15 protein-coding genes are annotated in these 17188 nt (G+C 71.6%); 8 read left to right on the top strand and 7 right to left on the bottom strand.

What is annotated here, in order from left to right; genetic code table 11:
- Position 1: 1 nt before the first annotated feature.
- The 6 genes from ABII15_RS36520 to ABII15_RS36495 all read right to left on the bottom strand — a co-directional run bounded on the left by ABII15_RS36520 (position 2) and on the right by ABII15_RS36495 (position 6431).
- Positions 2-403: an STAS domain-containing protein gene (locus ABII15_RS36520; RefSeq protein ID WP_353946575.1), complete on the bottom strand. Its 402-nt coding sequence runs from the start codon at positions 401-403 to the stop codon at positions 2-4.
- Entirely contained in the window at positions 400-1503 is a 1104-nt protein-coding gene (locus tag ABII15_RS36515; protein WP_353946574.1) for a cobalamin-dependent protein, read from the bottom strand. The genes ABII15_RS36520 and ABII15_RS36515 overlap by 4 nt, the downstream gene beginning before the upstream one ends.
- Positions 1500-3074, bottom strand: a complete 1575-nt coding sequence (locus ABII15_RS36510) for a PP2C family protein-serine/threonine phosphatase (RefSeq protein WP_353946573.1) — start codon at positions 3072-3074, stop codon at positions 1500-1502. The genes ABII15_RS36515 and ABII15_RS36510 overlap by 4 nt, the downstream gene beginning before the upstream one ends.
- A gap of 292 nt (positions 3075-3366) precedes the next feature.
- The gene (locus ABII15_RS36505; protein WP_353946572.1) at positions 3367-4542 is read right to left on the bottom strand and encodes a PP2C family protein-serine/threonine phosphatase; all 1176 of its coding nucleotides are present in this window, start codon (positions 4540-4542) and stop codon (positions 3367-3369) included.
- Between the two features lie 209 nt (positions 4543-4751).
- Positions 4752-5258, bottom strand: a complete 507-nt coding sequence (locus tag ABII15_RS36500) for a MarR family transcriptional regulator (RefSeq protein WP_353946571.1) — start codon at positions 5256-5258, stop codon at positions 4752-4754.
- Positions 5259-5375: 117 nt separating this feature from the next.
- Complete coding sequence (locus tag ABII15_RS36495) at positions 5376-6431, bottom strand: LacI family DNA-binding transcriptional regulator (RefSeq protein ID WP_353946570.1); 1056 nt, start codon at positions 6429-6431, stop codon at positions 5376-5378.
- Between the two features lie 212 nt (positions 6432-6643).
- On the opposite strand from ABII15_RS36495, the gene ABII15_RS36490 reads away from it, so the two are divergent.
- Genes ABII15_RS36490 through ABII15_RS36480 form a run of 3 tightly spaced genes read left to right on the top strand, consistent with a single transcriptional unit; the run spans position 6644 to position 10969 of the window.
- Positions 6644-8092 carry a cytosine permease gene (locus tag ABII15_RS36490; RefSeq protein WP_353946569.1) on the top strand — a complete coding sequence of 483 codons (1449 nt, stop codon included), beginning with the start codon at positions 6644-6646 and terminating at the stop codon, positions 8090-8092.
- Positions 8093-8147: 55 nt separating this feature from the next.
- Positions 8148-9929, top strand: coding sequence for an adenine deaminase C-terminal domain-containing protein (locus ABII15_RS36485; protein ID WP_353946568.1), 1782 nt, complete (start codon positions 8148-8150; stop codon positions 9927-9929).
- 26 nt (positions 9930-9955) lie between these two features.
- Positions 9956-10969, top strand: a complete 1014-nt coding sequence (locus tag ABII15_RS36480) for an adenosine deaminase (protein ID WP_353946567.1) — start codon at positions 9956-9958, stop codon at positions 10967-10969.
- Between the two features lie 54 nt (positions 10970-11023).
- Here ABII15_RS36480 and ABII15_RS36475 read toward each other — a convergent pair whose 3' ends face one another.
- A complete protein-coding gene (locus tag ABII15_RS36475) occupies positions 11024-12193 on the bottom strand; it encodes a chitinase (RefSeq protein ID WP_353947313.1) in 1170 nt (389 codons plus the stop codon).
- Positions 12194-12613: 420 nt separating this feature from the next.
- Here ABII15_RS36475 and ABII15_RS36470 point away from each other — a divergent pair, with 420 nt between their 5' ends.
- Genes ABII15_RS36470 through ABII15_RS36450 form a run of 5 tightly spaced genes read left to right on the top strand, consistent with a single transcriptional unit; the run spans position 12614 to position 17186 of the window.
- Entirely contained in the window at positions 12614-13477 is an 864-nt protein-coding gene (locus ABII15_RS36470; RefSeq protein WP_353946566.1) for an MBL fold metallo-hydrolase, read from the top strand.
- Positions 13477-14112, top strand: a complete 636-nt coding sequence (gene eda, locus ABII15_RS36465) for a bifunctional 4-hydroxy-2-oxoglutarate aldolase/2-dehydro-3-deoxy-phosphogluconate aldolase (protein WP_353946565.1) — start codon at positions 13477-13479, stop codon at positions 14110-14112. Before ABII15_RS36470 ends, eda begins: the two co-directional genes overlap by 1 nt.
- Positions 14113-14149: 37 nt before the next feature.
- Positions 14150-15022 (top strand): SDR family oxidoreductase, encoded by an 873-nt coding sequence (locus ABII15_RS36460; RefSeq protein WP_353946564.1) that lies wholly within the window; start codon positions 14150-14152, stop codon positions 15020-15022.
- A 5-nt stretch (positions 15023-15027) separates the two neighbouring features.
- Positions 15028-16113, top strand: a complete 1086-nt coding sequence (locus ABII15_RS36455) for a galactitol-1-phosphate 5-dehydrogenase (RefSeq protein ID WP_353946563.1) — start codon at positions 15028-15030, stop codon at positions 16111-16113.
- Positions 16110-17186 carry a zinc-dependent dehydrogenase gene (locus ABII15_RS36450; protein WP_353946562.1) on the top strand — a complete coding sequence of 359 codons (1077 nt, stop codon included), beginning with the start codon at positions 16110-16112 and terminating at the stop codon, positions 17184-17186. Before ABII15_RS36455 ends, ABII15_RS36450 begins: the two co-directional genes overlap by 4 nt.
- Positions 17187-17188 lie beyond the last annotated feature (2 nt).

Below are 17188 nucleotides of genomic sequence, written 5' to 3'. Positions count from 1 at the left end.
GTCAGCCGGCGGGACCCCGGGGCGCGTCCTCGGCATCGGCGACGGCCTGTTCCCGCTCGTCCTCACCGGGTTCGGCCTCGCCGACGAGGTGCTCGAAGGTGCCGGTGACCGTCAGCAGCCGGTCCAGGCGCGGTGAGCGCCCGGTGATGCGCAGGGTCAGGCCGTCCCGGTCGAGCCGGCGGTGCAGCGCGAGGAGCGCGGAGAGCCCCATGGAGTCGACGCCGCGCAGCTCGGCGCAGTCCAGCAGGACGGTGCCGACGTCCGGCCGCCCGTGCAGAGCGGCCTCCGTCAGCCGGGTGAAGATGGCGTCGGTGTCGTAGTCGAGCTCACCGGCGACCCTCAGGGTCAGTACGCCGTCGCACGGCTCGTCGGCGGTCACGCTCAGGGCGGTGTACGTGGTCATGCGGGCTGTCCGGGTCGGGGAACGGTGAGGATCTTGCGGGCCGCGGCGAGGATCCGTACGGCGCGCGGGAAGTCGGTCAGCCGGCGCAGGAGCGAGTCCAGGACCGGCAGCAGGCTGTGCGGCGGGACGCCGCGGGCGCCGAGGATGTCGGCGGTCCAGGCGACGAAGGACGTGAACAGCTCGGCGTCGTCGACGTAGAGGGCCGCGGCGAGGTACGTGACGATGTGGTCCAGGTCCTCGGCGGTGCGGTCCCGCTGCACGGCGCTGTAGGCGGCCATCGGCGGGAAGGCCTCTTCGAGGTCCACGAAGGCCTGCTTGATCAGTTGCCGCTTCGACCGCTTCACCGCGGTGTATTCCTGGTCGTCGAGGTGCGGCAGATCGTGGTTCGCGAGACGGACGGCCGACGCGCCGGGCCGGTCGAGCCCCGCCTCCAGGAGGGTGTGCGCGGCATCGGCGTCGGCGGCCCACTCGGCGCCCATCCGCAGCGCGTGGCGCCCCTGCGGACCAAAGCCGGCGCCCCCGGCCAGCACCGGGGTTCCACCGGCCTGGCAGGCGCTGATCGCCGTGTGCGCCGCGGGCAGTTGGGGCGGTGTCGAGCAGGACAGCAGCACCGCGTCGGCGACCCGTGCGTGGAGGTGGGCGACCAGGTGCTCGGTGGGCACCTGTGCGCCCAGGTAGTCGACGGTCCAGCCGCGCAGTCGCAGTATCTCGGCGACCAGACGGGCGGGCAGGGCGTGCCATTCGCCCTCCACACACGCCACGGTCACCCGGCCGCGGGACGGCCCGGTCAGGGTCCGCGCGGCGCGATCGGCGACGGCGGTGACGCAGCGGGCGCTGATGGCGGTGGCCGCGTGCTCCTGGGCGACGGTGAGCGTGTTCGCCGCCCATTCCAGGCCGACGCGCCGCTGGACCGGCGCGATCAGTTCGAGCAGGATCCGCTCGGCCGCGGCCGGCAGGTCCGCGGGCCCGGGCTCGCCCAGGGCGTATCGGGTCAGTGCCACGGCGTGCGTGTCGTCGCAGGCGATCACGGCTCTCCACAGCTGCTCGCGCAGCACATCGAACGACAGCGTCTCGTCCGTGACGACGCTCGGCGATGTCATGACGTGAACCTTCCCCGGGTGTGTCCGTCCACAGCGGTGAGATGAGTGGCGCGCGGGGCCGTGATGGCCAGGAGCGCCATGTCGTCGTGCGGGCCGTCGCCGACCCATTGCGAGGCGACCATCTGCACGCGCTCGGTGACCGCCTCCGCGGGCATCCCGGCGCACTCGGCGAGCACGGCGCGCAGCCGTTCCTCACCGAACATCTGGTCTCCCAGCGGTCCGCCGTGCGCCTCGGTGATGCCGTCGGAGTACAACAGGCAGGTCTCGCCGGGGTGCAGCACGACACTCGCGCCGGTCACCGTCATCTCGGAGAGCACGCCGACCAGGGTGCCGCGCGTGCCGGTCTCCTCGACGCGGCCGTCGGCGCGCACGACGAGGGGCGGGGGGTGCCCGGCGCTCGTGACGCGGAGCCTGACCCGGTCCCGCTCGCGCACCGCGGAGGCGAGCACCATCGTGGCGAAGCGGGTGTGGTGGGAGGAGAGCAGGGCGCTGTTGAGCAACGACAGCATGCGGGCGTGGTCCGAGGCGAAGGGCAGCAGCGCCTCGACGGTGTTGCGGATCTTGCCGGTGAGCACGGCCGCTTCGAGTCCCTTGCCGCACACGTCGCCGAGGACCGCGAACGCCTCGCCGTCGGGATCGTCCGCCGGGTGGACGTCGTAGAAGTCGCCGCCGATCCGCTCGCTCGCCGCGGAGGGACGGTAGCGGCCCGAGAAGTCGATGCCCTGGGTCCGGCGCAGCGTCGGAGGCAGCAGTTCCCGCATCAGGACATCGGTGATCCGCGTCTGCTGTGCGTATATCCGGGCGGCCGACAGGGCGGCTCCGGCGCGGGCGGCGAAGAGCCGCGCGAAGGTCTCCTCCGCCTCGCTGAAGGCCGCCTCCTCGCAGCGGCGCAGCAGGACGAGGGCGCCGGCCGGGAAGCCGTGTCCGGGCAGCGGCACCACGACCACCGAGCCGATCTCGGAGGCCGTCCGGTCGAAGCCCTCGGGGATCGCCCAGGCCGGTGTCCCTGCGGGGTCGATCCAGCGGGAGGGCACCGGGGGAAAGCCCAGCAGCGCCTCGGTCAGGCCCGGCAGGTCGGCGGGGTCCAGGACGACGTCGTCCTGGGTCACACGGTCGCCGCACGCCCAGGTCACCGGGTGGCTCCGGCCGTTGCCGACCCCGACGATGACCGCCGCGTCGGCGAGGTGCGCCGCCGCGAGCGACGCGGTCACCGCCATGCAGCGGTCCACGTTTAGCGACGCCAGCAGTTCGCTGGAGACCTCCTGGAGCAGGCGTGAGCGGGCGCGCTCGGTCTCCAGCTGGTCGCGGGCCGAGCGCAGATCGCTGTCGTCGACCAGCCACCAGGACACGGCGCCGTCGGTGCGCCGGCTGGGGAAGGCCTCGACCGTTCCCTCGCCGATCCGGCCCCGGGCCACCTGGGGCTGGGTCTCGTCGCCACCCGTCAGCAGGTCGGTGTGGGCCCGGGACAGCCAGCCGGGGGCGGTGTCTGCGAGCAGCGCGCCGACGCGGACGTTCCTGAGGAGGCCGCCCGCCGGATCGTCGCAGGACAGCACGCGGCCCGCGCCGTCCACCGTGACGGTGGGACGGGCGGCCCGTGGGGCCGATACCAGGTCCGCGCTTCGCGGGTTCTTTGGTTCCGTGGGGGAAACCATCACGCAGGGCTCGGGAATGACGAGCCCACACCACCCTTCGCCGCAGGTCCGTGGAGAGCAATCGACGCCTGGCTCAACGGACTTGTTCCGCTGCGCGATCGGCGCACTCCTGCATGCTTTCCATGGAGCAACATTTGCATGGTAAGGGTCCCTGCGGCAACAGACATCCCTGCTGTCGACAGGGTTCGCGGGAGATCGGACAGTTTCCGACTCAGACCGAACGGGATTCACGCCCGAACCAGTCGAGACACACCACGAGAGCATCGTCCTCCGCATCGGCGTTCATATGCCCCGCCAGCTCCTGGAGGATCGCCCGCGGCACCGCCGACGCCGGCAGCAGGCTCGCGGCCTGGACGGCACGGGCGAGCCTGCGCTCGCCGTAGGCCTCGCCCGTCGAGGACAGCGCCGAGTAGACGCCGTCGCTGACGAAGAGGAGCCGGTCACCGGGGAGCACGTCGAACTCCTGCTCCACGTAGTCCGTCTCCTCGAACATCCCGAGGGGCAGCTGCGCCTCGAACGGGATCTGCTCCACCGTCCGGCCGCGCCGGCGCCACAGCTGCGGCGAGCCGGCGTCCACCGCCCGCACCCGCCCGGTCGCCAGGTCGAAGGAGAGCAGCAGCGTGGAGACGTATCGCTCGCCGCGGTGCTGTGCGTAGAGCGCCTGGTCGGCGAGGGCCGCCTGGTCGGCGATGCCGATGCCGGCCCGCCGCGCGTTGCGCAGGGCGTTGACGGCGAGGTTGGTCAGGAGCGAGGCCTCGATCCCCTCCCCCATGCCGTTGGTGACGGTGAGGGTGAGGGTGTCGCCGGTCGCGGCCCAGTCGAAGTTGTCGCCGTGGATGGCGTACGCGGGTTCCAGCTGGGCGCCGATCGCGTACTCGGTCCGCGTGTAGGAGCGGCCGGGCAGCAGTTGCCACTGCATCTCGGCGGCCAGGGTGAGCCGGCTCGCCCTGCGGGCCTGCAGATAGACGTCGGTGTCCCGGTCGGCGACGACGATCTCGTGCCCGAGGATCTCCGCGAGGTCGGTGAGCTCGTCGACCTCCTGGGGCGTGCATCTCTTCTCCGGCACGCGCACGGCGAGGATGCCGAGTCTGTCGCCGCGCACGGTGACCGGCAGGAAGAGATCCACGGATCCCTCGCCGCGCACGGTCCTGGTGTGGGCGTCCTGGCTGGCGAAGGCCCGGCCGGCGGCGCTGGCGTGCACGGGGACGGGCTCGGCGGTGTGCGGCAGTTCCGTCACCGGTTGCAGGAGCGTCAGGCTGTAGTCGGCCATCAGCAGATCGACGGAGAGGGCTCCGTACTCCTCGACGAGCGCCCGGCGCACGGTCTCCAGCAGGTCGAAGGGCGCGGCGGCGCGGATCGCCCGCTCGGCGCTGAGGAACTTCGTCACGGGGTTCTCCGAAGGGGCGGCCGGCCACCAGGAGAAGCGGGGACGGGCGGCCGGCACCGCCGCATCCCGCGGGACGTCAGAAGATCGCAAATGCCGCCATGCGGCACCTATTTCAGGATTCTAGCTCGGTGGCGGGGTATCCCGGTACTGTCCGTTCGACCAGGTGGGGCGGGTATTCCGGCACTCACCCAGGACCACTTCCACGCACCTCACGCGGTGGCTTCGGTCTGCCCTTCGGGACCGGGCCCGGCGTCGAGCAGACCGATGTGCGCGGCGGCGGCCTCCTGGAACTGTTCGAGCCCCTTGACCAGGGTGCTCAGCTCGGCCGGTGCCATGGAGCGCAGGACGGCCTCCAGCTCCCGGGCGCGCGAGGCGCGGAACTCGTCGAGCACGGCCGCGCCGCGTCGGCTGAGCCGGAGATCGACCTCCCGGCGGCTGGTGGGACTGGCCACCCGCTCGACCAGGCCGGCCGCTTCCAGCCGGTCGCAGAGCCGGCTCACCGACGACGGCCGGGAGCCCAGGGCCGCGCCCAAGGTCCGCTGGTTGACGCGCTGGTGGCCCTCGATGACGGTCAGCGCCCGGAACTGCGAGGGCGGCAGCGGCCCGGCCAGCGCGGCCGCCTGGCCACGCCCCCAGAGCACTTCCAGCAGCTCGGAGACTCCGCAAGCGACCTGCGCCACCTGCTCAGGGGAGCGGAAGGGCAGACTCTGGGGCATCCCAGCACCCTCCCGTCGGCAAGTGAGGTCGGCAGCCCCGAGCCTACCGCCGTCCCGGGGCGCCGGTGCGACCCGGTCCCGCGGGGTGGCCGGTCCGGGTCCGGACCGGCCCGCGCGTCAGGCGGCGGGCCGGGTCGAGTCGCGGGGCAGCAGCGTGGCCTGCACCAGCCGGTGGCCCGGGTCCGCGCCCGCCCGCGCCGGGTCCTGGACGAGGCCGATCAGCAGTTCCGCGGCCTGTTTGCCGATCTCCTCGGGGGCCAGGTCGAGCGCGGTGAGGGCGGGCCGGGCGCTGCGGGCGAACTCGCCGTCGGCGCCCACCACGATCTGCACGTCCTCGGGCACGCGCAGCCCGAGTTCGCGGCAGACCGCGAGGGTGGCGAAGCCGAACTTCTCCATCACCACGTAGAGGGCGTCGGGGCGGTCCGGGCGGGCGAGGAGCCGGTGCGCGGCCTCGGTGGAGTCGGTGCCGGGCTCGGCGCGGTCCATCAGGACGGGGTTGCCGGTGCGTGCGCACCAGTCGCGGTAGGCGCGGGCGGCGTCCTCGTCGTAGGACTGGCCGGTGGAGCCGGTGAGCAGGCCGATGCGCCGGGCGCCGGTGGCGGCGAGGTGGTCGAGGGCGGCGACGGCGCAGGTGGACAGCTCGTTGTCGACCCAGGGGAAGGCGTCCTTGCGGGACAGGTCGCGGCCGGTCGTCACGACCGGGACGCCCATGCCGGACAGCCGGGTCAGCAGCGGGTCGTCGGTGAGCGGGTCGATGACGATCGTGCCGTCGAGCGGGAGGGTGTCGAAGGGGCGGCCGTCGAGGGAGGGCGGGACGAGCACGAGGGAGTAGTCGTGCGCCATCGCCGTCCAGGTCGCGGCGTTCACGATCTTGACGAAGTACTCGATGTCGGTGATGCCGCCCTCGACGGCGGTGCGGTGGGTCAGTCCGAGCAGTCCGGTGCGGGCGCCGCGCAGTCCCCGGGCGTTGGGGTTGGCGCGGTAACCGATCTCGGCGGCGACGGCCAGCACCCGCTCGCGGGTATCGGCGCCGACCCGGCCCACCCCGTTCAGCGCGTGCGAGGCGGTGGTCACGGAGACGCCCGCCCGGCGGGCCACCTCCCGCAGACCGCCGCCCTTCGCCGAGGCCCCCCGGGGCGTACCGCCGCGCTTCGGCTGTGTGACGTCTGACATGGCGGCGAGCTTACAGGTTGACTGCCAAAACGTTTAGGCAGTACGTTCCAAACCGTTGCCAAAACGTTTAGGCAATGGCACCGACCGGCGCATCGGAGACTTCTCCGGGCGTTCGTCGCATCCCCCGCACATCGCCGTGCGGACCCCTCCCCGTACATCGCGTCCCGTCCCTCCAGGCCGGGGCGCCGGTCCGCAAAGGACTCCTGCCGCCCATGGCCGAGGCCACCGCCACCGCCCCGCCCGGATCCACCACGCCCGCCGCGCCGACGTCCGTGTTCACGGTCGAGCAGCGCGGCATCGACGCCGTTCCCGCAGCGGAACGCCAGGGCGGCCCCGGCCGTCTGTTCGGCCTGTGGGCCGGCACCAACACCACCGTGTTCACCGTCGTGTACGGCGCGCTGGTCGTCTCCTTCGGTCTGTCGTTCTGGTACGCGGTCGCGCTGATCGTCGTCGGCAACGTGCTGGGCTTCACCGTCACCGGCCTGACGAGCCTCCAGGGCCCGCGCACCGGCACTTCCACGCACTCCGTGTCGCGCGCGGCGTTCGGCCCGCGCGGCGGACGGCTGCCCGCGCTGTTGAGCTGGGTGATGCTGGTCGGCTTCGAGGCCGGCGGCATGGTGCTGATCGTCCTCGCCGGGCTCGCCCTGCTCGACCAGGCCGGGATCACCACGGGCACGCCCGTGAAGTTGCTGGTCATCGCCGTCGCGGCGGGGCTGCAGATGCTGCTGCCGCTGTCCGGCTACCACCTGATCATGAAGGTGCAGAAGTACTTCGCCTGGATCTTCGCCGCGATGTTCGCCGTCATGGCGTTCCTCGTCGCGCCCAAGGCGGACTTCTCGGCGCACGGCGCCGCGCCGTCGCTGGTGACGATCTCCCTGGTACTCGCGATGGTCACCGCGTCGGGCGGTCTGTCCTGGGCCGACATGGGCAGCGACTACTCGCGCTATCTGCCGGAGGACTCGGCGCCGCGCAAGGTCTTCGCGTGCGCCGCGCTCGGCGGCATGGTGCCCAACATCCTGCTGCAGATCCTCGGCGCCGCCGTCGCCACGGCCACCACGAAGGCGACCGACCCGATCTCGGGTCTGCCGGAGATCCTGCCCGGCTGGTTCATCACCCCGTACCTGCTGCTCGCGATCGTCTCGCTGCTCGCGGTGAACACCACCGACATGTACTCCTCGGGCCTGAACCTGCTGGCCGTCGGCATCCCTATCAAGCGCTGGATGGTCGTCTTCATCGACCTGACGCTGTGCACCGCGATCACCCTGTGGGCGGTCTTCTCGGCCGACTTCTACACCCTCCTGTCGAACTTCCTGAGCCTGATCGTGCTGTGGCTCGGCCCGTGGGCGGCCGTGTACCTCACCGACTGGTGGCTGCGCCGCGGCCGCTACGACGTGCCCTCCTTCTTCCCCCGCGAGACCGGCCGCGAGGGCATCTACTGGCACAAGGGCGGCGTCCGCCCGGCCGGTCTGGTCGCGGTCCTGCTCGGCTTCGCCGCGGCCGTGCTCTGGGTCGACTCGACGGTGTTCGTCGGCCCGCTGTCCGACGCGGCCGGCGGCCTGGACCTCTCGGTCTTCGCGGGCGCCCTGGTCGCGGGCGTCGTCTACTGGCTGCTCGCCCGCCGCACCGTCCGTGCCGAGGCCGACCTCGTCCCGGCCGCCTGATTCCCCCTTTTCCGTGGCACCTCTTCACCTTCGTACGCGCTCTGGAGCGAACCCCATGAACCACCCCAGCCTCCGCACCCTGATCGACGCCTCCGAGGGCGTCGTGAAGGCCGACCGGATCATCAAGGGCGGACAGCTCGTCAACGTCTGCACCGGCGAGATCTACCCGGCCGACGTCGCCATCACCGGCGACCGCGTCGCCGCCACGGGTGACGTCAGCGCGTACGAGGGCCCGGACACCGAGTTCGTCGACGCGACCGGCAAGTACCTCACCCCGGGCCTCATCGACGGCCATCTGCACCTGGAGTGCTCGAAGCTGTCGGTGACGATGTTCGCCGACGCGGCCGTCCGCTTCGGTACGACGTCGGTCGTCTCCGGGCTCGACCAGTTCCTCGTCGTCGCCGGGCCGGAAGGCGTGCGCGAGGCGCTGCGCGAGGCCGACGCGTCGCCGATGAAGATCTTCTGGGGTGCGCCGTTCAAGACGCCGTACACCCTTCCCGAGACCACGGTCGGCTTCCGCTTCGGGCCCGAGGACCACGCCGAGGCGCAGGGCGGGGCGGACTGCTTCGGTGTGTGGGAGACCGTCGCCGAGTTCGTCCTCAACCGCGACGAGAAGGTGCTCCAGGCCCTCGAGCTCGCGCACCGCAACCGGCTGCCGATCTTCGGCTGCGCCCCGATGGCCGCGCAGACCACCATCAACGCGCTGTCCGCCGCCGGCGTCCGCCTCGACCACGAGAGCTACACCGCCGAGGAGGCCCTGGAGAAGCTGCGCGCGGGCATGTCGCTGCTGATCCGTGAGTCGTCGGTGGCGCACTTCATGAACGAGAACGTGCGTACCATCACCGAGTTCGGCGCCCAGTCGCGCCGCGTCGGCCTGTGCACCGACGACATGCACGTCGCCGACATCCTGCGCGAGGGCCACCTCGACAAGCTGGTCCGCATGGCGATCAAGGCGGGCGTGAAGCCGGTCGAGGCGATCCAGATGGCGACGCTGAACTGCGCCGAGATGTACCGCATCGACCACCTCGTCGGCTCGATCACGCCGGGCCGCTACGCGGACGTGCTGATCGTCGACTCGCCCGAGTCGTTCGTCGTGGAGCGGGTGTTCTCGCGCGGTGAGCTGGTCGCCGAGGACGGTCGTACGGTCAAGGCCCCGCAGGCGCCCGAGCGCACCGCCGCCCTCTCCCCCGCCTTCCAGGTCGCGCCCGTGAGCGCCGACGGCATCGGTGTCGCCGCCGAGGGCGCCACCGCCGACGTGCTGGTCGTCGAGATGGACCGCACGGTGCCGTTCGTCCGCAAGGGCGTGCCGATGACGCTGCCGGTCGAGGACGGGACCGTCCGCGCCGACCTCGCGCAGGACGCGCTGTACGTCACGGTCTCCGAGCGCTACGGCAAGAACGACGGCGCCACGGTCACCGCGATGATCAACGGCTTCGGCCTGCGTTCGGGCGCCATCGCGTCGTCCGCCGCGCCCGACGACAACAACATCATCTGCGTCGGCGCCGACCGCGCCGACATGGCGCTCGCCATCAACCACCTCTCGGAGCACGGCGGCGGCCAGGTCGTCGTCGACGGCGGCGAGATCAAGGAGTTCCTGGCGCTGCCGGTCGCGGGCATCGTCGCCGACCTCGTGCCCGAGGAGATGGCCGCGGCGGAGGACCGCCTGGAGGCCGCCGCCCGCGCGCTCGGCTGCGCACTGCCGTCCGCCTTCGGCTACCTGATCTTCCTGGAGATCACCGCGATCCCCGAGTACGCCGTCACCGACCTGGGCGTCGTCAACTACCACACCCAGGACGTCGTCGACATCCTGCAGCCCGCCACCGCCGCCGCCAACTGACGCCGTTCACCGAGGAGTTCACGCACATGACTGTCGACGCCTTTGTCGCCGGCCTGCCCAAGGCCGAGCTGCACCTGCACATCGAGGGCACCCTGGAGCCGGAGCTGAAGTTCGCGCTGGCCGCCCGCAACGGCATCGAGCTGCCCTACGCCGACGAGGCCGCGCTGCGCGCCGCGTACGACTTCGACGACCTGCCCGGCTTCCTCGCCGTGTACTACGAGGGCATGACCGTGCTCCGTACCGAGCAGGACTTCTACGACCTGGCGGCGGCCTACGCGGCCAAGGCGCACTCCCAGAACGTCCGCTACGCGGAGATCTTCTTCGACCCGCAGGCGCACACCGCGCGCGGCGTCGCCTTCGACACCGTCATCCGGGGTCTGACGCGGGCCCTGGCCGACGCCGAGCGCGCCACCGGCTTCCGGGGCCGCCTGGTGATGTGCTTCCTGCGCGACTTCCAGGCCGAGTTCGCGATGGCGACGCTGGTGCAGGCGCTCCCGTACAAGGAGTGGATCGTCGGCGTCGGTCTGGACTCGGACGAGGCGGGCAACCCGCCGGTGAAGTTCCGTGCCGTCTTCGCGCGGGCCCGCGCCGAGGGCTTCCGGCTGACGATGCACTGCGACGTCGACCAGAAGAACTCCACCGAGCACATCCGGCAGGTCATCGAGGAGATCGGCGTCGACCGGATCGACCACGGTGTCAACGCCCTGGAGGACCCGGCGCTGATCGCCGCGATCCGCGAGCGCGGGCTGGGTCTGACGGTGTGCCCGATCTCCAACGCGCACGTCACCGACGGCATGAAGGCCGCCGAGATCCGCGCGCTGCTCGACCAGGGCGTGAAGGTCACGGTCAACTCCGACGACCCGGCCTACTTCCCCGGGTACGTCGCCGAGAACCTGGCGGCGCTGCGCGAGCCCGCCGCGCTCACCGACGCGGACCTCGTCCGGTTGCAGCGCAACGCCATCAACATCTCGTGGGCGGCGCCCGCGGTGCGCGAGGAGTTCCTGGCGGAGCTGGCGGCGTACGGCACGACCGAGAGCTGAGACGGGTACTGGCGGCGTCTCCCCCGTGGGACGCCGCCAGGTCTCAGGGCCGGGTCAGCAGGCGCCCTCGTCCTGCCAGGGGTTCCCGTCGGTGGTGGCCGGCTTCTCGTTCTGCGTCCACCACTTGGCCTTCCAGTTGTGGCTGTTGTAGCTGACCTCGTTGCCCGCGGTGTACACCGACGTCGCGCTCCACGCCGTCTTGCAGCCGGTGGCGGGCGGGGTCGTCGGCGGCGTGGTGGGAGGTGTCGTGGGCGGGGTCGTGGGAGGCGTGGCCCCCGCGAACTTCACCGAGTACTTCGCGAAGTCCCAGGAGTTCTGCGCCACGCTGGAGCAGGTCCCGGAGGTGCGCCCGCCGTTGTCGGCCGGGGTGCACTGGCGGTCGCGGTTGAGGGACCAGAAGGTGAAGCGGTCCATCCCGTGGCTCGTCGCGTAGTCGAGGACGGTCTGGAAGTCGGCCTGGGTGAAGATCTCCCCGGTGTCGCTGCGGCCGTTCATGCCGGAGAAGCCCTCGTGGGCGTAGGCGGTGGCCTGGCTCCAGCCGAACGTGGACTGCAGGATCGAGTTGAAGTTGGTCAGCGCGGAGGTCTGCGAAGCCGCGCCGTTGAACCCGCCGTCGAACGGCATGATGGAGAAGTTGTTCGGCGTGAAGCCCTGCGACTTCGCCTCGAGCAGCATCTGCTTGCCGAACCACCCGGTGCCGTCGGCCGTGCCGGCGGTGGTCACGGAGACGTAGAGGCCGGGGTTGTTCTGCTGGAGGATCTTCGCGGCGCCGATCTCGTTCTTGATGGCCGCCGTGTTCTCGTACTCCGGCTCTTCGAGGTCGAAGTCGATGGCCTTCAGCGAGTACTTGGTGATGACCTGCTGGTACGCGGCCGCCGTCGACGCCGGGTCGGAGCAGGCCTGGCCCAGCTTGGTGCCGCCGTACCCGCCGATGGAGACCGACACGTCGCCGCCCTTGGCGCGGATGGCGTCGATCTTCGCCTTGACGGCCGTGTCGGACGAGACCGGCGCGGTGCCGTCCCACGTCGGCGAGCAGCCGCCGCCGTTGGGCGCGAGGATGAACGCGAGCTGGAAGGCCTTGAGCCCGCTCGCGTCCATGATGGTTCCCGCGTCCGGCGGGTCGTTGTCGAGCGGCATCAGATAAGGGGCGGCGGCGTACCAACGGTTGCTCAGGGCGGTTGACGCGCCCGCGGCGTTCGTCGTCACCAACGCGCTCGCGGCCAGCGCGACGGTGGTGACGGCGGTGGCAGCGCCCAGACATGCGCGAAGTCGTCTCACTCTGTTCCTCCTGCACGGGGGGATCGAGGCGCTCGATGGGGGTCGAGTGCGGACAGCTTCTTGAGCGTGAGGGGAGCACGTCAACGTATTGGACTGGACCAGAGAATGCTTTGGACTAGACCATACGATCTCTTTGCCCGCCGAGGCGCCCCCATCCCGTCCCGCCGTTGCGTCCGATGGAAGTCGCCGCGCGACAAGGCGCAGGAGGTGGAAGAAATTTCCTTCCCTCGCGGCAACACCGCTGGAGGTTGTTAGAAATTTCTTCGAACGACATTGACCCTCATAGAAATGCCTGCGAAGCTTCAAGCGTTCTTCGGCGAGGGACGTTCACCGCCCCCGCCCGCACCCTCTTCCGGAGGCAGAACCGTGCCCCACACCCCTGACCGGCGGTCCACCGCGGCCGTCACCCTGCGCTGGCTCGGCCAGGCCGGCTTCGCCCTCCGCGCCGGCCAGGACGGACCGGCCGCGAACGAAGACCAACTCCTGCTGATCGACCCGTACTTGAGTGACACACTCGCCGCGAAGTACCGAGGCACACGCTTTCCGCACGTGCGTCTCCATCCGGCGCCGGTCCCGCCCGGCGACCTGCGGGACGTCGCCGCCGTGCTGTGCACGCACGGCCACACCGACCACATGGACCCCGGCACCATCAAGGGGATCGAGGTCCACAACACCCCCGAGTACGTCGTGCCCCGCGCCGAGCGCCGCACGGCCCTGGAGCGCGGCGCCCCCGCCGAGCGCCTCACCGGTGTCGACGCGGGGGAACGGGTCACCGTGGCCGGTGTGCGGGTCGAACCGGTCCCGGCCGCCCACGAGGAACTGCGCCGCGACGAGCACGGCAACCACCACTGCCTCGGCTACGTGATCACGCTCGGCGGGCTGCGCGTCTACCACTCCGGCGACTGCGTCCCGTACGACGGGCAGGCCGACCTGCTGCGCGCGCTCGGCATCGACCTGGCCCTGCTGCCGGTCAACGGCCGTGACGCGTACCGGACGTCGAACGGCGTGCCCGGCAACTTCAGTCTCGCCGAGGCCGTGGACCTCTGCCGCGCCGCCCGCATCCCGAGGCTGCTCTGCCACCACTTCGGGCTCTTCGACTTCAACACCGCCGACCCGGACGAACTGCGCGCCCGGCTGACCGCGACCGCGGACGGCCTCGCCTGGACCGTGCCCGAGGTCGGCGCGACCTACCGGCTCACTCCCGACTCCCCCGATCTGGAACGCATCTGATGGACCAACAGCTCTCCGAGCGGCTCGCAGACCTGAAGGTCGTGCCCGTCGTGACCCTGCCCGACGCCGCGCTCGCCGACCCGCTCGGCGCCACCCTCACCGCGGCCGGCCTGCCGATCGCCGAGATCACGTTCCGCAGCGCGGCCGCGGCCGACTCCATCGCGGCACTGCGGGCCCGCCACCCCGATGTGCTCGTCGGCGCGGGCACCGTGCTGGACCCGGCCACCGTCGATCTGGCCGCCGACGCGGGCGCGCGGTTCGTGGTCACCCCCGGCTTCAACCCCGACGTCGTCGCCCGTTGCCGCGCCCGCGGCCTGCCCGTGGTCCCCGGCGTCAACAACCCCACCGCCCTGGAGGCGGCCCGCGCCCAGGGCCTGACCCTCCTCAAGTACTTCCCGGCCGAGGCATCCGGCGGCCTGAAGCTGCTGGACGCGATGGCGGCCCCCTACGGGGACGTCACGTTCATGCCGACCGGCGGGATCACGCCGGACAACCTGTCCGACTACCTGGCGCGGCCGCACGTCACGGCCTGCGGCGGCACCTGGATCGCCACCGCCGCGCGCCTTGCCGCGGGCGACTTCGACGCCATCGGCACCGCGGCCCGCGCCGCCCGCGACAGCGCCGCCCGCGCCTGACTCCCCTTATCAACTCCCCCATTTCGATGGAGATGTGATGACTGATCAGCATTCCGGTAACCCGTCGTCCACGTTCGTGCCCGACTACGTCCCGGCCCCCGGCTCCTCCCTCACCGGCAAGCGGGCCATCATCACCGGCGCCGCTTCCGGCATCGGTGAGGCCGTCGCGCGGATCTTCGCCGCGCACCAGGCCAAGGTGGTCCTCGTCGACAAGGACACCGAGCGCCTCAAGCAGGTGACGGCCTCCATCGAGCAGGCCGGCGGGACCGTCCGCGCCGTCGAGGCCGATGTCACCGAGGAGGAGGCCGTCGTCCGGTTCTTCGCCGAGACCGTCGAGGAGTGGGGCGGCGTCGACCTCCTCGTCAACAGCGCGGGCCGCGACTCGCTCGCCCCTCCCGTCACCGAGGTCACCCTCGAGGAGTGGCACAAGACCATCGGTCCCAACCTGACCGCCGTCTTCCTGTGCTGCCGCGAGGCGTTCCGCGTCATGGAGCGCCAGGAGAGCGGCGGCCGCGTCATCAACATGGGCTCGTCGTCCGCGCGGCTGGCCTCCGGTCCCGGCCACAGCCCGTACCGCGCCTCCAAGCACGGAATGATGGGCTTCAGCAAGAACATCCTGCTGGAGGGCCGGGACAAGAACATCGGCGTCACCGTCGTGAACCCCTCGCACGTGAAGACGCCGATGACGGAGATCATCGACACGGGCCTGTACGACGGCGACCTGCCCGCCTACACCGACGGCTGGCTCGACGAGAAGGAGCTGCGGGAAGGCATCCACGCCTCCTGCATCGACGTCGCGAACGTCGCCGAGGTCACCCTCTACGTCGCCACCCGCACCCCCGACGTCACCATCCCGCAGATCGCCCTGTACCCGACGCACAAGGCGCACCGCTACGGCATGGAGGTGTGACGGCGATGAAAGCAGCCGTCCTCAAGTCCCTGGAAGAGATGGTCCACACGGACGTGTCCGAGCCGGAGCCCGTCGGCGACCGCTCGGTCCTCGTCCGGGTCGGCGCCGTCGGCGTGTGCGGCTCCGACGTCCTGCGCTACGGACGCGGCAAGGCGTACCACTACCCCCTCGTGCTCGGCCACGAGTTCTCCGCGATCGTCGAACAGGCCCCCGCGGACAGCGAGTTCACCCCCGGTGACCGGGTCGCCGTCTTCCCGCTGCTGCCCGACGCCGCCGATCCCATGACCCGGATCGGCGAGTACGCGCTCGGCAGCGGCTACGACTACTACGGCTCCCGGCGCGACGGAGCCCTGGCCGAGCGGATGCACGTCCCCGAGGCCAACCTGATCCGGGTGCCGCGGGACACCCCGCTCACCCACGCCGCCATGGTCGAGCCCGCCGCGGTCGCCCTGCACGCCATGCTCAAGCTCGATCTGCCGGCCGACGCCACCGCGCTCGTCATCGGCGCGGGCCCGATCGGCGCGCTCGCCGCGCAGTGGCTGCGGATCCTCGGGGCGAGCGAGGTGTACGTGGCCGACGTCGACGCCCGTAAGCGCGCCGTCCTCGCCGATCTCGGCTTCCCCGTGATCGACGCGAGCGCGGGCGACACCGCCGAGCAGGTCCGGGAGCTGACCGGCGGGCGCGGTGTCGACATCGCCGTCGAGGCCTGCGGGCTGCCCGTCACCGCCGTCCAGGCGATCACCGCCGCGGCCGCCCTCGGGCAGGTCGTGCTGCTCGGCGACCTCTCCGGTGACCTGACCCTGCCGCGCGGTCTCGTCTCCTCCGTGCTCCGCCGCGAACTGCGCCTGTACGGCACCTGGAACTCGAAGATCGCCCCGGCCGGGCACAGCGAATGGGACATGGTCGTGCGCCATCTCGGCAAGGACCTCCAGATGGCTCCCCTGATCAGCCACACCCCTGAACTCGTGGACGCGCCAAGCATGTTCGCCGACATGCTGCACCGGCGTACCTGGTACAACAAGGTCGTCTTCGCCGTCGCCGACGAGGCCAGGCCCCCGTACGAAGCCGGGGCGGGAGGTGACATCCGGTGAAGGCCGCGGTCCTCCACGAGCCGGGCCGTCTGACGGTCGAGGACGTGCCCGAGCCCGAGCTGTCCGACGACGGGATCCTCGTCCGCGTCCGGGCCGCCTCCGTGTGCGGCACCGACCTGCGGGTCCACCGCCACGGCCACTTCAAGATCCCGGCGGGGACGCGCCGGGTCCTGGGCCACGAGTTCGCCGGTGACGTCGTCGCCGCGGGGCCCCGCGTGCGCGGCCTGGCCGTCGGCGCGCGGGTGAGCGTCACCCCGAACGTCGGCTGCGGGCGCTGCGCGATGTGCCGCCACGGCCACAACAACATGTGCCCCGACTACGAGGCGTTCGGCATCAGCTACGACGGCGGCTTCCAGGAACTGCTGCACGTTCCCGGTTTCGCGATCGAACGCGGCAACGTGTTCACACTGCCCGACTCCCTGGACTACCGGCAGGCCGCGCTCGTCGAGCCGCTGTCCTGCTGCTACCACGGCCAGCAGGCCCTGCGGGTCGGCCCCGAGGACACCGTCGTCATCGCCGGCGCGGGTCCCATCGGCGCCTGCCATCTGCTGCTCGCCAAGGTGGCGGGCGCCCGCAAGGTGATCGTGTCCAACCGGCGCCGCCCGCGCCTGGAGCTGGCCGCGCGGCTCGGCGCCGACGTGATCGTCGACGTACGGGAGCAGGACCTCGCCGACGTCGTCGCCGAACACACCGACGGGCGCGGCGCGGACGTCGTCATCACCTGTGTGTCCAGCGCCGAGGTGCAGGAACAGGCGGCGACCCTGCTCGCCCCGCACGGCCGCCTCAACTACTTCTCGGGGCTCGGGCAGGCGCGGACCGTGCCGGTCGACACCAACCGGGTCCACTACCGGGGCCTGACCCTGACCGGCACCACCGGCTCCGGCAACGGCGACTACGCGCGCAGCCTGGCCCTGGCCTCCGAGGGGCGCGTCGATCTGACCCCGCTGATCGGCGACGGTTTCCCGCTGGAGAAGATCGAGGACGCCTTCGCCTACGCCGCTTCCGGCACCGGCATGAAGGCGATGATCAGCTACGACTCCGGGTCCGACGACAGCCACGACGAAGGCAGGTGAAG

It is taken from the genome of Streptomyces sp. HUAS MG91, assembly GCF_040529335.1.
Taxonomy (GTDB): domain Bacteria; phylum Actinomycetota; class Actinomycetes; order Streptomycetales; family Streptomycetaceae; genus Streptomyces; species Streptomyces tabacisoli.
This window is presented reverse-complemented; position numbering and strand designations above follow the sequence as displayed.